Here is a 14,318-nt window from a genome sequence, read left to right as displayed (position 1 = left end):
GACGCGTCCAAGTCCCGTCACTGCATGGCCACGCCGATGCGCAGTCTCGCGGCTCGTGCCCCGCGTGCACCGTGGCCCACCATCGGGATCGGTCGGTGGCAGGGCGCGTCATGCTGGCATGAGCACGATCTTCTTACCGCCGGCCCGTCCGGCAACCACTCGGGTGATTGCGGCCGGTCCTTCGCTGAGCGGCAGGGGTTCTGGTGCGAGTTTCAAGGTTCCAGCCGCGGCCTGCTCCGCCAGCTGGGCAAGCTGCGCGGCGTTGGGCTCGATGTAGAGGTCCCAACTCGTGATGCCTCGTTCCTCCGGAGGCGCGTCCGAGGTCAGGGAGCACAGCCGGCCGCCGTCACGCACCAAAGGCAGGGCTGCGGCCGCCGTGCCGGCGGCGATGATGAGGGCAGCGTCGAACCCGCCGCGTACCTCGGTCGACCAGTGCGGATCGTGGTAGTCGACGACCTCCATCGCTCCCAGACCGAGCAGACGCTCAGCAGCGGTAGCAGACGCGGTCGCGGTTACCTCGATGCCCTGGGCCGCGGCGAGTTGGACGGCCAGGGCTCCGGTGCCCCCGCCTCCGTTGGTGATCAGGAGCCGCTGTCCTCGGCTGAGGTCCAGCTTCTCCAAAGCCTGCAGCGCGGTGAGCCCGTTGACAGGCAGTGCCGCTGCGTGTGCCGCGTCCAAGCCTGGTGGGCAGGCCGCCGCGTGATCCGCGTTGATCAGAACGCGTTCGGCCCAGAAGCCGCTTCCTCCGGGCAGCGGGGCTTCGTGCGCGAGCACCCGGTCGCCCACGGCAAACTGGGTGACACCCGCACCGACGGCCAGCACCTTGCCTGCGCCCTCCACTCCCAGCGCCGCCGGGGGGCGCAGCCCCACGTCCCAACGAGCGTCGATTTCCAGTTCGTCCCACGGTCCGACCCCGGCGGCCTCAACCGCGACCAGGATCTGGCCCGGCTCGGGAGATGACGGTTCGGGCAGTTCCAGCAGGGCGACTTCCGTCTCTGCCCTGGACACTCCGCACGCCTTCATAGTGGATCTTTGTCCTCTCACTCGGTCCGGCCGACCAGGAGGTACGGGCCGGGAACCCAAATCCGGCAGCGGTGCCGAATAGGGGCATTACGAACGCCTTCACAGTAGATCTTTGTCCTCGCGCTCAGTTCGACCGACTGGTTCCAGTTCCCCAGCGCTTCGGGCAGCAGCGTTGCCGCCGGCGCCAGGTTCCGCGCCGCTTCGTGCTGCGCCGTTCGACGACCTCACGGTGCGGGTCGGAGAAGCCGTTGCCGGGCAAGCCGGAGGTCCGCCGACGCCGTTGGATCATTCGGATCACCGACGACCGGGGGCGCCGACCGGTGACCGGCGGCGCTGGCCGCCGGTCTGGCTCTCCGGGGTGGGTCGGCCTCGAGGCCCAGTGGCGTCCGCAGCCTGCGGACTTCGGCCCCGGTCGTTCCCGGTGCCGTCGTTGGTCAGACGAACGTGAACAGCTGGTCGGTTTCGAAGCGTGAAATCGGGCTGTTGTATACCTTCGCGGGGTCGGGGTAGCCGAGGGCCAGCAGCACGGTCGTGGTGTGTCCGGTTTCGCGGATCTTGAACGCCTTGTCGACACTGGTCGGGTCGAACCCTTCGAGGGGCATGGCTTCGACGCCGAGCTCAGCGGCCGCCATCATGGTCAGACCCATCGCGAGGTAGGTCTGCTTTTCCATCCAGTGGTTCAGGTCCTTGTAGCCGTAGTTGCGCAGGTTGAGGAAGTCGCGGGTCATGGACTCCCACCGCGCCTGCTTTGCCGGGTCGGGGAACCGGCCGTCGGCCCGCTCCTTGTCGAACACGGCCTGGAGGTGGCCTCCGGGAAGATCCGCCCTGGTGGTGAGTATGACGGTGTGTGAGGCGTTCAGGATCTTCTCGCTGTTGTCCTGGAATCGTTCGCCGAGGTTGGCCGCCAGCCGCTCCTTGCCTTCGGGCGTGGCGAGGACGTAGAAGTGGTTGGGCTGCACGTTCGTCGACGACGGCGTCGAGCGCAGGAATCCCAGCAGTTGCTGGAGTGTCTCCTCGGGGATCGTCTTGCTGGGGTCGAAGTACCTGGTGAGGTGCTTGTTCATGAGCTTGCCGAGATCCATGTCATCCTGCCTTTGTCTTGTGATCACGAGATGAAGAGTCAGTGATTCGTGCTGGTCGGGTTAGTTCTTGCCGCGGGCCAGCAGTTCGTTGACGCGGGCGAAGTTCATGCCCGTCGTCGCCGAGACGAGGTCGCCCGCGAGGAGTGCCTTCGCGGCCTCTTCGACCGCTCCCATCGCGTGGGCGTAGAGCAACGGACCCAAGCTGATGCGCTTGACTCCTGCCTGCTGCAGTTCAGCGACGGTGAGCACTTTGTCCGACGGAGACACCAGGACGTTGACCGGTGTCGGGGCGACAGCGGTGACGATCGCGACGAGTGCGTCGCGGTCGGGTGGGAACGGCGCGTAGACCACATCTGCGCCCACCTCAGCGAAGGCCGTCAGACGCCGAATGGTGTCGTCGAGATCCGGTCGCCCCTGGATGAAGTTGTCGGTGCGGCCGGTAACGACGATGCGTCCCTTCGAAGCGTCAACGGCGCTACGTACGCGACTGACTGCTTCGTCGAAGTCGCGGATCGGCATATCGGGTTCGCCCGAGGTGTCCTCCACCCCGATCCCGGCCAGGCCGGACTCCACGGCGGCCTCAACGGTCGCGGCGACGTCCTCAGGCGTGTCGCCGTATCCGTCCTCGAAGTCTCCGTTGACGGGCAGCCCCGTGAGGCGGCCGAGCAGCCGTGCATGCTCAAGGTGCTCTTCGCGGGTGACTTGGTGACGCCCGTCGAGGCGGCCGAGCGTGGCGGCGATCGCCGCAGACGATGTCGCGATCGCCTCGAAGCCGGCATCGGCCAGCATCAGCGCCGAGAGGCCGTCCCAGGCGTTGGGTATGACGAGGCCACCGTCGCGGGTGTGCAGCGCCATGAATTGCTCATAGAGTTCGGAGCCCGGCATGTCGAGCCTTCCTGAATGATCGTTGACTCAGTGGGGGGGGCCGACTGCGTGCCTGAGCCGCGTCGAGGGTTCCAAAGAACAACCGGCGGGTGGGGTGTTGCCGGCGGCCGCGTGGCGCTTCCTGACGCCGCCCGGCCTCAACAGACGCGATGACGCGGGCCGTGGGCGATTCTGCGGACTCGACGAGGCGGGTCCGGCGTGTGCCCTCGTCCACCGGAGTTCCCATGTATCCCGCAGCACGGTGGTGGGTCTCTCCGCGGGCCGCCGGGGGGCGGCGGTTCGGGGCGCGGGTTCACTGGGGCACGGTCGTATCGACCGAGTCAACGGCGGGGATGTCGAGGTCGGTCTGGTTGACGTTGTTGATGAAGTTGGTGAGCAGGAACTGCACCGCGACCGCGACGATGGCGAGGATCTGCGCGTCGGTGTATCCGGCGCCCCGTACCTCCGCGAGGTCGGTGTCGCTGACCTGCCCGCGGCTCTCGACCACCTGCTGCGCGAAGCGAGCGGCCGCGGCACGTTTGGGATCGCCCGAGCTCCCGACGCGGGCGAGCTTGATGTCGTCGTCCGACATGCCACCGAATTCGGTCGCGACGTGGGTGTGCATCGCCAAGCAGTAACCGCAGCCGTTGGCCTGCGACACGGCCAGCGCGATGCTGTGCCGCGTCCTTCCGTCGAGAACCCGGCTCAGGGTGCCTTGCAGAGTCGTGACGACCTCAAGAACGGCCGGATTGGACGCGAGGGTCTTGAACATGTTCGGGACGAAGCCGAGCTGCGCACCAACGTTGCCGAGTATCTGCTGTGCGCCGGCAGGCACGTCCTCTGGAGCGGGAACGTTCAGTCGTGTCACGGCGAATCGACCTCCGATCGGGGTGTGAATAGTCGACGAGCCCGAGCCGGGCTCGCGGTGCTTCGGAGCTCCGCCGCAGGCTCTTCCTGCGCCGGCCGCAACCTCGACGGTCGCGTCGGTTGCGCCCGGTGGCCTGCGTTGAGAGGGGTGACTCCGTGGGTGCCGAGTTGCGGATCTCTTCATCACCTCGGACACCACATAGAAAGGACTATACAGACCAGAAATGTCTGTGCAACCCCACTCCCGGAAGGGAAAGGTCCGCCAGGTTTGCTGCGGGCGGGTCGAGATCGGGCCTCGTCATTAAATGTGCAGGTCAAAGCTGCAGGTGAGTTTCGTCGTGAGCGACTGTGCCAGTCGGACCGCGCGGGCTCGTGTCGACCTGACTCGATCCGGATCGATTGATTGAGTGGACTATTTAGTCCAAGCTAGATTGAGGGCTCGGCTGGAACGACGACAAGACCTGCCGGCTCTGCCTGCACCTCCATCTCGCATCCGTCCACGATGAGGTACTGGTTGACATGGCTGTCGCAGCACAGGTCATCGACGCCAGGGTGTCGCGCCGCCTCGGCGCCTACCTCGATGCGTCACGACCCCGGGCTGCACCGCGCCGGCCCTCTCCGTCACTGCGTCAGGACGGAACCCTGCAGGAGGTTTTCGCCGAGGAGGCCGCAAGCCCCGGACCCCGGGGCGCCGCGGCGGGCGGCCGCGGAACTGGGCGATGTCGGCCAGGTCCGGTCCTGGCTTACAGGCCGCGACGTCACGGATACCTGCGTGAAGAATCACAAGGGCGTCACCTCTCGCCGGTCGGCCTTTATGGTCGTATTGGTGCCACAACTGATCCGCCTGGAGATCGAGGCCACCGCGCTTGTGATGCGCTCCACGGCTGAGCAGCACGAGTGAGTAACGTGCCTGAGGGAGACACCGTGTCCGCAACCAGCGATGTTCGCCGCACGCCACGCGGCCTGGAGACCCGTTCACGGATCGTTGATTCGGCGGCCAAGCTGTTTTATGTCAGGGGCGTCAACGCCACCACGCTCGATGACGTCCGGCTGGCGAGCGGAACGAGCAAGTCGCAGTTGTACAACCACTTCGAGGACAAACGCGCGCTGATCCACGCCGTGATCGACGTGCAGTCGAAGTTCGTCCTCGCCCGCGAGGAACAGCACCTGCGCGGTGTGAAGACCCTCGCCGGTCTGCGCCGCTGGCGCGACGCCCTGGTCCACGCCAACTCACTGCAGGACGGCTCGTATGGGTGCGCGCTGGGAGCGATGTCGATTGAGCTGTCCGACAACGATGAGCGGTCCCGCCAAGCGCTCAACGCATCATTCGATGCCTGGCAACGGATGCTCGTCGAGACACTGACCCGGCTCCGCGTCCTCGGCGTACTCTCCGAGGACGCCGACCCACAACGCTTGGGCACTGGTCTGCTGGCCGCTCTGCAGGGAGGTTACGTGCTCGCACAGAACGCGCACAGCTCCGAGCCGATGGCCGTCGCGCTGGACATGGCGCTGGACCACATCGCGTTCTTCGCTCGCAACTGAGCCCACCTTCGCGGTTCGAGGAGCGCGTTCGGCTCCGCCGCCACCTGTCTGGAGCAGCTACCTGTACGACCTTGCCCGGCGCACGGACGCATCGAGCCTCATGCGCGCCGGATGACCAGCAACGCCACGTCGTCCAGGTGGTCCACCGCGACAGCAGCGTCGAGGACGCGGTCAGCGGTCTCCTCGGCATTCAGCCCGTCGTGGAGGGCCGCGCCAGCCAGTGTTCCGGCTCGTTCCAGTCCGGCCTCCAATGTGAGGCCCGGTCCTTCGACCACGCCGTCGGTGACCATGACCAGCGCGCTGTCCTCGTGCAATGCGAAGGTCTCCTCGCCGTACTCGGTGCCGAGCACGACTCCTAGCACCGGGCCTCCCGGCAACTCGTGGATGCTGTGGCTGCCGTCGTCGCGTGCGTACAGCAACGGCACATGGCCGGCGCTCGCACCGGTGACCCGTCCGTCGCCTGGGTCGATACGCAGCATGGTGCAGCTGGCGAATCGTGCTGCGCCCATCGTGACGAGCAGCTCGTTGGTGCGCGTCAGCACGGTTGCGGGATCCGGTTCGTGGGCGGCGATCGCGCGCATGGATGCGCGCACCTGTCCCATGAAGGCGGCGGCGTCCACGTCGTGCCCTTGGGCGTCGCCGATCTCCAGGGCGACGGCACCGTCGGGCATGACGAAGGCGTCGTACCAGTCTCCGCCGATGTCGAGCCCGTCGCGGCTTGGTCGGTATCGGGCGGCGACCTCCAGGCCGGGGAGGTGCTCGGGCAGCGTGGGGAGCATGGTCTGTTGGAGCGCCGTGGCCAGCTCGACTCGTGCCTCTTGCAAGCTAACGCGTTTCAGTGCCTGGCCTGCAAGATCGGCAAGAGTACCCATGAGGGCGCGCTCATCCGGGGACGAGTGGTGTTCGCTGTCGTAGGTCACCAGCCAGGCCCCGAGCGGCTGATCGCCGATCGGGCTGAGGGAGGTGATCGAGATGGCGTAGCCGGAGTCGAGCTGGTCGAAGTACGGCACCATGGCTCCGTGCGGCCAGCGGCGGATGTAGTCCTCCTGGTTGGGAATGAACTGCGGCTCGCCAGTGCGGATCACATAGGGCAGCGCGCTGGGGGCGTCTAGCGGCAGGCCGTGCAAGGCGGCCACCGGTATCGGGATCCCGGCATCGGAGGAAACGCGTAGGCGGCCTTGCGTGATGAACGCCAGCGCGGCGCCGGTACCACCGAAGGTCGCGGCGAGCCGGGTCAGGACGACCTGCCGTACTTCTTGCTCCGTGACTGCGGTCATCACGGCGGAGGAGAAGGCTGCGATCTCGTCGGCGCGCTGACGTTCAGCACTCAGCGCGTCCTTCGCTCTGCGTCTGCGCGCTTCCCTCTTGGTGTCGTCGCGGATCACTCCGAAGACCTGCTCAGGGCCGCCAGACCCCAGAATGAGCCGACGGGCCCGGCAGACCAGAAGGTGCCAGTCATCGCGCTCGGTAAGGAATCGCAACCTGGTCCAGGGGGACCGGGCGGCCGTCGAACGCACGAGCCGCCGCAGCGCCCCGCGGTCATCGGGGTGGACTCGCCGAACCACCTCGGACAACGACATGGAGGCCTCTGGGAACAGCGCCGCCAAGGCGGGTGCACCACCCAGCCACTCCAGCTCGCGCTCCTGGGGTGAATACGTGCACAGACCGAGGTTGGCGGCCTTGGCTGCCAGACGGAACGGGATCAGCAGGGCGCCCAAGTCGTTTCCCGCGTTCAATGAGTGCACCCACACCAGCGACTCGCCACCTACGGGATCATTCACTGGTCGTGCCTCGACAAGGCAGACGACAGATGCTGTACCTGGCCCGGGGAACTCCAGCACCCGCATCGCAACCGTCTTCGTCGTGGCGGCGTGGGCCACGAGACTCTTGACCGCAGTCAGCTGGCTTGCGGGCAACAGATCACCGAAGCCACGACCCACGCACTGCTCCACGGACCTGCCCAGTGTCCTGGCCATTGCCGCGTTGAGGCTGCGGATCGCTCCGTCCAGGGTCAAAAGAGCCGACGGTGTAGCCATCTGAAGAAGTTCGTCCGAGGCGCCCATTTGCCGCTCACCCTCATCGTCGAGCGATATGACCTCGTCGTCCTTCATCAACTATCTGCCGCAGAGGAGGCCTCGTCCACGCGGCCGGTCACTCTGGGGCGGCACCGGCCGACTGCGTGTATCGACGAACGCCGACGATCGTCCTCCCGGTGATCCGCTCGGTCTGATCGAAGGCGACAGCGGCGTCATCGCGGGTCGGGACGTTGCCGATGGTCACGTGCGCCTGGTCAATGGGGAGGGGACAAACAGAAGGGCGGGGACCGCTTCGGCCTCAGAGGCGGCGCCGGGGGCCTGGATCGTCCCGTGGTAGTGCCGGCCCGGAACCCAGGCGCACTCGGCCGGGTGCGGCTCCGGCCGGTCCCGCCGCCCGGGAGGCGCACAGAAAAAAGGACCTTGAGGTCCCTTTTCAATCCTGCTAGCCTACGCAGCGGTAATCTGGCCTATGTGGCGGAACAGGCGCGCGACAGAAACGACTCCCGGCTGACTGAGCGCGGACGGGCGACTCGGGAGCGCATTTTGAGGGCTGCCGCCGACATGATGTACGTCAGGGGCGTGTCTGCCACGACCCTCGACGAGGTCAGGGCGGCCAGCGGAACGAGCAAATCCCAGCTCTACCGCCACTACCCCGACAAGGATGCACTGGTGCGGGACGTTGTCGCCTTGCAAGCTGCTGAACTGCTCAAACGTCAGCACCAGCTACTTCAGCGGCTCAACTCCCTCCGCGGGCTGGAGCGCTGGCGGGACGTGCTGATCGAACACAACGCGCTCCGAAACGGGGCGTACGGCTGCCCGCTCGGATCCCTTGCAAGCGAGTTGGCCGATCAGGACGAAGAGGCACGCGAGGCGCTCGCCCGGCACTTCGACAGCTGGGAGGGACTACTCGAGGCCGGGCTCGAGCGAATGAAGGACTCGGGAGTCCTCAGGGCCGACGCAGATGCCAAAGAGCTGGCCACCGGCCTCATGGCCGCCCTTCAGGGTGGCTACCTCCTTGCGCAGACAGCCCAGGACGTCAAACCCATGAGGATCGCCCTGGACATGGCGATCGGCCACGTCGAGGCCTATACCGTGCCTGCCGAGGACACCAGTCCACCGGCGGAAGGCCCTTCAGGGCACTAAGCCGTCTGCGGCAGAGCGGCACCAAGAAATCCTGGTGCCGCACCGCAGGCGGTCGCGTCGCAGTCTCCGGCACCGGACCTTCACCGCCTCCCGACATCCACAGCCGGGCCGGACGGGGGTTTGCCGGCAGAAGGAGGCGTCCGTCCTCACATTCCGTGCCCGGCGTAGCCCCTTCTGCGCCTGTGCGTAGCCCAGCCTCAAGTCAAAAGCGGAGGCCCACTCGCAAGAGAGGACTATTTGGTCCTGAAAAACGGCCGACTTGCGGTACGTTTAGAGAGAGCGGTCTCCTGCAGACAGCTGAGCGGTCAAGCCTCACAAGGATCTCCAGGGCGGTAAGCACCATGCACGTGGACGTCCAGTGCTCAATGGTCGGTCCCGTCCGGCTACGCAAACAGGGGGTCGAGGCCGGAGCCGGCCAGCCGGGGCAGCGCGCTGTCCTGGCTGCGCTGTTGCTCAGGCCAGGCAAACCGGTGAGCGCCTCGAAACCGGCGGAGCACGTGCCCGGCGGCGACGCCCCTCCGGCCGCCGCCGGTTACATTCGCGCGTACGTCTACCGCCCCAGGCAGGCACTGAGGGAGCAGAGCAACAGTTCCGTGAGCCTGATAGACGGGGGCTGCCCGCGGCGGAGCCAACGGGACGCTCTAGACCTGAACAGGTTCACGGAGGTGACGGCAAGAGCGTGGAAGGCCCGCAGCGCCGACGGCCTGGCATCCGTGGCGGGCCTTCTCGCCCAGGACCTCGGGAGCGCCAACGCCGCGCCGTCAGGCGGTCGCCGGAACCCACCTTGGGGCCTTGGCCGGCCGGCCGGGGCACTCGATTGATAGAGGAGTTGATCACCATGGACGGACAGAAGCTGCAGAAGATCGCGGGCGACTGCACCGTGGAACTGCCCGGCGCCGACCTGGAGCATCGTTTCGGCCCCGACTGGGACCTCTACAAGGTGCGCGGCAAGGTTTTCATGCTCATGACCGACATGCCGGGGCACCCTGTCGTGATCCTGAAAGCTGATCCGGACGACGCCGCAGCCCTACGTGAACGGCACACAGACATCACCCCCGGCTATCACATGAACAAGAGGCACTGGATCACGGTGGAAGGCGGGGGCACCGTCGACGAGAAGCTGGTGAAGGAACTCGTGATCGACTCCTACCGTCTCGTGGTCGGCGGACTTCCCAAATCCGAGCAGCCTGTGGATCCGCACGCCTACGGCCACCGGGCCTGACCTCCGCCATGCCTGTCGAGCCCCTCGCCGCCCGCGGTACGACCAGTCCAGCGCGGCTACGGCAGGCCTTTGAGAGTGATCTGATTCGAGCTGGACGGGGTGCGCGCCGCGCGCTGGCCGCAGCCATGCGCGACGCTGTCCGCAGCGGCCGCCTGGCACCCGGCACACGGCTGCCCTCCTCCCGCCAACTCGCCGCCGACCTCGGGCTTGCCCGCAACACCGTGGCTGACACCTATGGCGACCTCGTCGCCGAGGGATGGCTTACCGCCCGCAGAGGCTCGGGCACACTCGTGGCAGACAGAACGATCACTCGACCGGTCTCGGTCCGCTCGTCCGCCCAGCCGCCCAGCCCCGAACGCCGTGCCGAGGCCGCCAACCGGCTCCTGCTGGACCTCACCCACCAGTTCGCCGTCGCCAACCTGCTCCGGCCCTGACCGCCGCCACTCTGTTACCGACCCCCGCTACGGTCCCCGTCCAGGAGAACGAGTGATCATCCTTGGTACGTGCGTGCTGACCGAGCAGCAGCGCAGCAGCCCGATCTGGGAACTGCTCTCTGCCCTGCGCGAAGCGGGACGCAGCGTGTGGCCCTGGAGATGAACCCGATCCTCGACCAGGCGTGGGAGGCGACCCCGTTCGGGCAACCCGAGGCCCCGACCCAGCCGTGAACCCTCCCTTCCGGCGTGCGGGCGCCAGCCGGGACCGCGTCTGACGCCCTATGGCCCTTCACCGATCCGCCGCTCTCCGCTTGGCTCCGTGACCCCCGAGAAGCTCGCCCAGGCCGTACAACACCCTCCACCACCAGGGCATCGAAGGCATCGTCGCCAAACGTGCTACCTCTCCCTACCGGGCCGGCCGCACCGGAGGATGGCAGAAGATCCGGCATGCCGAGACTGTCGATGCCGACGTGATCGGCTACACCGGGCCGCAGACCCGGCCCCGCGCGCTCGCGGTACGTCTTGCGAACGGACGTACCGCACTCACGCAGACACTGTCGGCGCCGCTCGCTGCGCAGATTGCGCAGGTCCTGGTTACGCCCGTCCAGCAGAACACGGCCGCGCAGACACCGGTGAGGCCTACATCAGGATTCCTTCTGGCCTCGCCGTCGTGGAAGTCCTCGCGGGCACCACCCGCCACGCCGTCGTCACCCCGCTACGCCTGCGATGAGCGCCGATGAGGTCCAGAGTGTGGCCGCCGACATCACGGCCGCATTCGATAAGTCCAGCCAGTGACCGCACCGACCACTCGGAACAGAAGAGATAGGCCACGCCTGCGCTCAGCATGGACCTGCTGGAAGCTCTTACTCGCTAGGCTCAGTGGGCCCGTTCTGCGCGGCGTTAGAGGGTGGGGGAAGCGTGGCAGTAGGCGATCAAGGAAACCTTCCGGGGGCCGCTAATCTGCCGCGCTGGCAGGTCTACGGGCTGGTCGCGTTGCTGTTGTTGCTTTCGAACGTGCCCCTGGTGTGTCTCATCGTGCTGTGGCCAGAGCCAGCAGATCTGGCTGGCCCGACCCGGCTTCACCTGCTGAGCTGGTCTTGGACCGTTTCCCCGGAGCGGCGGATTCTTCTTTGTGTGGCGTTCTGCGGCTTGCTGGGTGGCTCCATCCGGATGCTGCTCCGCATCCGGGGGGATTTCACCTCCCCGGAGGTCAGGAAGTGGTACGTACCGTGGTACTTCCTGACGCCGCCGATCGGAGCGATCCTCGCCCTGGGCTTCTATCTGGTCGTCCGGGGTGGCTTCTTCGCCGCCCCGACATCTGCCGAGAACGTCAACGTTTTCGCGTTCGGCGGCACGGGCGTGCTCGTAGGGCTGTTCGCCGAGGTTGCGACCGACCGGCTGGAGGGTGCGTTCGGCGGCGCGTTCTCTGCACGAGATCGCCAAACACAAGACTCTTCTGAACGAGGCGACTCAACGAGCCGAGGCGGCGGCCAACTGTGATACACAGAATGGCCAACTGGCCGGTTCGATAGGCTCTTACACTCCCAAGTCAGCGACCTGACTGCGGAGGCTCACCGAGACTTTCCACAGAGCTCTCCTGGCAAAGGTTCGCACTCCATGAGGTGATCTGGGAGTCCACGACGGCCTCGACTCGCTCCAGCAGTTGGCTACGCGCGTCAGGATCCCGTTCGCCCGGAGATAAGAGTCGGTAGCGTTCGATAGCGGGATGCAGCCGCCCCCAAGCCTCTGCTGCCAGGACATAGCGGCCACGCTGATCGAAGATCTGGCGCAGGCCACCGAAAATACCGCCAGGCCCACGGTGGTCGCCGTGACCCCGGCAGGCGCCTGAAGGCCCGCGGCGACCACCGTGACTGAGCTGGTGACGAGCGCGCCGAACTCGATCCCGTAGTGCCCCAACCGCGATCGCCGGCGGGTGAACTCGAACCACGCCAACTCCCGTAGCGCGTAGTCGAGAACCGGATCGTCGCTGAGTGAGTGTTAAGGGTTGTCAGTGCTCCCGCGCCGCTGGCGTGTCGAACGGACGCCGGAATGGATCATGAATGCCCGCCGCAACGCACGTGACTACGAACGCCTTCCCCAGCATTCCGAGGCTCACCTGAACTGGTCGCTCATCACCCTCATGAGCAGGCGTCTGACCCGGAAGAAGCCCGCCCCCGGCTGGGCGAAGAAGCCGAGACCGACGGCCTGAGCCCGCCTATGGAGGCGAGGAACCGAGCCTTGTAAAGGACAGGCGCCGCATCAGCGCGTTTCTGACCTACGGCTGTCTCCACTCGTCGGCGAGGCCGCCGCCGGAGGGCTGTCAGGGGTGTCCGCCGCAGCCGCAGCCCGTCATGGTCGCCCCCTCCTGGGGCGGCGGGGTCTGTGCGGCGGCCTCTTCCACCGCCGCGAGCAGCTGGCGGCGTTCCTCCGGTGGGATCCACCTGCCGTCGACGACCACGCCGTGGATGCGGCGGGTGTTGCGGATGTCACGCAGCGGGTCGGCGTCGAGGACGAGCAGATCGGCGGCCTGTCCGCGGGCCACGGTGCCGACGGCGGGCAGGCCGAGGGTGCGGGCCGCGTCCCGCGTGGCCGTGCGCAGGGCCTCAGCCGGGGTGAGGCCGGCCGCCACGAGGAGCGCCAGCTCGTCGTGGAGGGCGAATCCCGGGACGAGGTATCCCGTGCCGGTGTCGGTGCCCGCCGCTAGCCGCACACCCGCGCCGTGCAGCTCGCTCACCAGCCGGAGCCGATGCGCGAAGATCCGGTGGATCTGCCGGTCCTGCTCGGGGGTGCGCCCACCGGTCAGGGCCGCCAGCTGGTCCGGCCAGCTCTCCACCTGCCAGGCGGGCAGGTACTTCCACTCCTCGGCCCGGGACGGAACGTCGTCTGGCAGCTCCAGTGTGCGGTGCACGCTGAGCGTGGGGACGACCGCGGTCCCGTCGGCCGCCAGGCTCCGGAAGAGGGCGTCCGCTCGGTCCCGGTCGTAGCCCTGCACCGCCCGCCATTCGAGGGGATGCACCTGCTGGAACCAGCTGTGGTAGCGGGACAGGCTGCTGGGGTCGCGCGGGTCGATCCGTACGGCGGCCAGGCGGCGCCGTATCTCCTTCTCGTGCCGTGAGGTCGCCAGGAGCAGCGCGTGCAGGTGCTCGATGGTGCGGTGGCCGGTGGCGCTCGCCTCCGCGATCCGTACGGTGTCGGGGCAGTGCCCGAGGTGGGGGATGCCCTGGCGCCGGGCCTCGTCCGCGATAGCGAAGTAGGCATCGCGGGACAGGCGGGAGTACACCTTGACGAAGTCCGCGCCCTCGCGCTTGACCCGCCGGACGGCGCGCCGGGCCTCGGCCGCGTCGCGCACCTCGATGGTTGGGCCCACATCGGCCGCCCACAATGAGGGCGCGCCGTCGACGATGGGGCTGCCGACCACCCAGCGGGGGCCGAGCAGTGCACCGCTGCGGATCTTCTCGCGCCACTCGTGGTGGACCGGCTGGCCCCGCATCTCCCGGACCGTGGTGACGCCGGCGAGGGCGTACAGCGCCGGGATCACTGTCTCCGGGCCGTCGCTGTGGGTGTGCGCCTCGATCAGTCCCGGGATCAGGTACTTGCCGGTCAGGTCGACCGTGCGGGTGTCCGGGCGGAGCCGGGTGCGTGCGCTCGGCGCAAGTCCGGTGATGCGGCCGCCCTCGACGACGACCGTCATGCCGGGGGCCGGGGGTGCTCCCGATCCGTCGATCACGGTGACGTGGGTAAGCGCCAACGGGCCGGTGTCGGCGCCGTTTCCGGCCCTCGGCCCGGCCGCGCGTGCCGTGCCGGCGGGCGCCATGCTCGTCAGTGCCGTACCCGTCATGGCGGCGGCCCCGGCCAGGAACCCTCGTCGGGCCATGCCGCGATGTGCCCCAACTGTTGCTTCGGACATGCTGTTTCCCCTCCTGCTTGTGAATCCGTCGGCCGTGTCCGCCGACCCTCACGACTCTGGCGGACACGGCGCGATAGGACAGTGCGGCCAGACAGTGCGTGTGGGGGTGTTGCTGGGACCACCGAGGGCCGTCCCCGGCGCTGGGGTTGCCCCGCCCGTGAACCGGCCGCCAGCCGGAGTGATCACGCCGCTTGGCGC

12 protein-coding genes and 2 pseudogenes are annotated in these 14,318 nt (G+C 67.6%); 7 read left to right on the top strand and 7 right to left on the bottom strand.

Features of this window, described 5'->3' with window-relative positions; genetic code table 11:
- Positions 1 to 108: 108 nt before the first annotated feature.
- The 4 genes from KVT44_RS48895 to KVT44_RS48880 form a co-directional block, all read right to left on the bottom strand.
- Complete coding sequence (locus KVT44_RS48895) at positions 109 to 1,008, bottom strand: zinc-binding dehydrogenase (protein ID WP_217574886.1); 900 nt, start codon at positions 1,006 to 1,008, stop codon at positions 109 to 111.
- 449 nt (positions 1,009 to 1,457) lie between these two features.
- On the bottom strand, positions 1,458 to 2,105 hold the full coding sequence (locus KVT44_RS48890) for a nitroreductase family protein (RefSeq protein WP_054227983.1): 648 nt from the start codon (positions 2,103 to 2,105) through the stop codon (positions 1,458 to 1,460).
- Positions 2,106 to 2,165: 60 nt separating this feature from the next.
- Positions 2,166 to 2,990 carry an isocitrate lyase/phosphoenolpyruvate mutase family protein gene (locus KVT44_RS48885; protein WP_217574884.1) on the bottom strand — a complete coding sequence of 275 codons (825 nt, stop codon included), beginning with the start codon at positions 2,988 to 2,990 and terminating at the stop codon, positions 2,166 to 2,168.
- A gap of 292 nt (positions 2,991 to 3,282) precedes the next feature.
- Positions 3,283 to 3,837, bottom strand: a complete 555-nt coding sequence (locus KVT44_RS48880) for a carboxymuconolactone decarboxylase family protein (RefSeq protein WP_217574882.1) — start codon at positions 3,835 to 3,837, stop codon at positions 3,283 to 3,285.
- Positions 3,838 to 4,608: 771 nt separating this feature from the next.
- Between KVT44_RS48880 and KVT44_RS60330 the strand changes: the two genes are divergently transcribed.
- Positions 4,609 to 4,737 (top strand): hypothetical protein, encoded by a 129-nt coding sequence (locus KVT44_RS60330; RefSeq protein ID WP_302832208.1) that lies wholly within the window; start codon positions 4,609 to 4,611, stop codon positions 4,735 to 4,737.
- A 23-nt stretch (positions 4,738 to 4,760) separates the two neighbouring features.
- On the top strand, positions 4,761 to 5,378 hold the full coding sequence (locus KVT44_RS48875) for a TetR/AcrR family transcriptional regulator (protein WP_217574880.1): 618 nt from the start codon (positions 4,761 to 4,763) through the stop codon (positions 5,376 to 5,378).
- Between the two features lie 98 nt (positions 5,379 to 5,476).
- Here the strand turns inward: KVT44_RS48875 and KVT44_RS48870 are convergent, their stop codons facing one another.
- Entirely contained in the window at positions 5,477 to 7,489 is a 2,013-nt protein-coding gene (locus tag KVT44_RS48870; protein ID WP_217574878.1) for a SpoIIE family protein phosphatase, read from the bottom strand.
- Positions 7,490 to 7,529: 40 nt separating this feature from the next.
- Positions 7,530 to 7,658, bottom strand: a complete 129-nt coding sequence (locus KVT44_RS60325) for a hypothetical protein (RefSeq protein WP_302832207.1) — start codon at positions 7,656 to 7,658, stop codon at positions 7,530 to 7,532.
- Between the two features lie 227 nt (positions 7,659 to 7,885).
- Here KVT44_RS60325 and KVT44_RS48865 point away from each other — a divergent pair, with 227 nt between their 5' ends.
- The 5 genes and pseudogenes from KVT44_RS48865 to KVT44_RS48845 form a co-directional block, all read left to right on the top strand.
- Complete coding sequence (locus KVT44_RS48865; RefSeq protein ID WP_308314339.1) at positions 7,886 to 8,557, top strand: TetR/AcrR family transcriptional regulator; 672 nt, start codon at positions 7,886 to 7,888, stop codon at positions 8,555 to 8,557.
- 838 nt (positions 8,558 to 9,395) lie between these two features.
- Positions 9,396 to 9,779, top strand: a complete 384-nt coding sequence (locus KVT44_RS48860) for an MmcQ/YjbR family DNA-binding protein (protein WP_120984931.1) — start codon at positions 9,396 to 9,398, stop codon at positions 9,777 to 9,779.
- A gap of 80 nt (positions 9,780 to 9,859) precedes the next feature.
- Positions 9,860 to 10,084: pseudogene (locus tag KVT44_RS48855) on the top strand (GntR family transcriptional regulator); the annotation flags it as partial.
- A 1,047-nt stretch (positions 10,085 to 11,131) separates the two neighbouring features.
- Complete coding sequence (locus tag KVT44_RS48850) at positions 11,132 to 11,713, top strand: hypothetical protein (protein WP_217574874.1); 582 nt, start codon at positions 11,132 to 11,134, stop codon at positions 11,711 to 11,713.
- Positions 11,714 to 12,224: 511 nt separating this feature from the next.
- A pseudogene (locus tag KVT44_RS48845) lies at positions 12,225 to 12,422 on the top strand (IS5/IS1182 family transposase); the annotation flags it as partial.
- Between the two features lie 111 nt (positions 12,423 to 12,533).
- On the opposite strand, the gene KVT44_RS48840 reads toward KVT44_RS48845, so the two are convergent.
- Positions 12,534 to 14,087: an amidohydrolase family protein gene (locus tag KVT44_RS48840; protein WP_217574870.1), complete on the bottom strand. Its 1,554-nt coding sequence runs from the start codon at positions 14,085 to 14,087 to the stop codon at positions 12,534 to 12,536.
- Between the last annotated feature and the right edge of the window lie 231 nt (positions 14,088 to 14,318).

The organism is Streptomyces sp. GbtcB7, assembly GCF_019091445.1.
Classification (GTDB): Bacteria; Actinomycetota; Actinomycetes; order Streptomycetales; family Streptomycetaceae; genus Streptomyces; species Streptomyces mirabilis.
Note: the sequence above shows the minus strand (reverse complement) of the source record. Positions and strands in the feature narration are given on the sequence as shown.

What these genes read in the sequence shown, in the direction of transcription:
- KVT44_RS48890 (WP_054227983.1), bottom strand. Translation starts at nt 2,105, where the DNA reads ATGGATCTCGGCAAGCTCATGAACAAGCACCTCACCAGGTACTTCGAC.
- KVT44_RS48885 (WP_217574884.1), bottom strand. Translation starts at nt 2,990, where the DNA reads ATGCCGGGCTCCGAACTCTATGAGCAATTCATGGCGCTGCACACCCGC.
- KVT44_RS48870 (WP_217574878.1), bottom strand. Translation starts at nt 7,489, where the DNA reads ATGAAGGACGACGAGGTCATATCGCTCGACGATGAGGGTGAGCGGCAA.
- KVT44_RS48860 (WP_120984931.1), top strand. Translation starts at nt 9,396, where the DNA reads ATGGACGGACAGAAGCTGCAGAAGATCGCGGGCGACTGCACCGTGGAA.
- KVT44_RS48840 (WP_217574870.1), bottom strand. Translation starts at nt 14,087, where the DNA reads ATGGCCCGACGAGGGTTCCTGGCCGGGGCCGCCGCCATGACGGGTACG.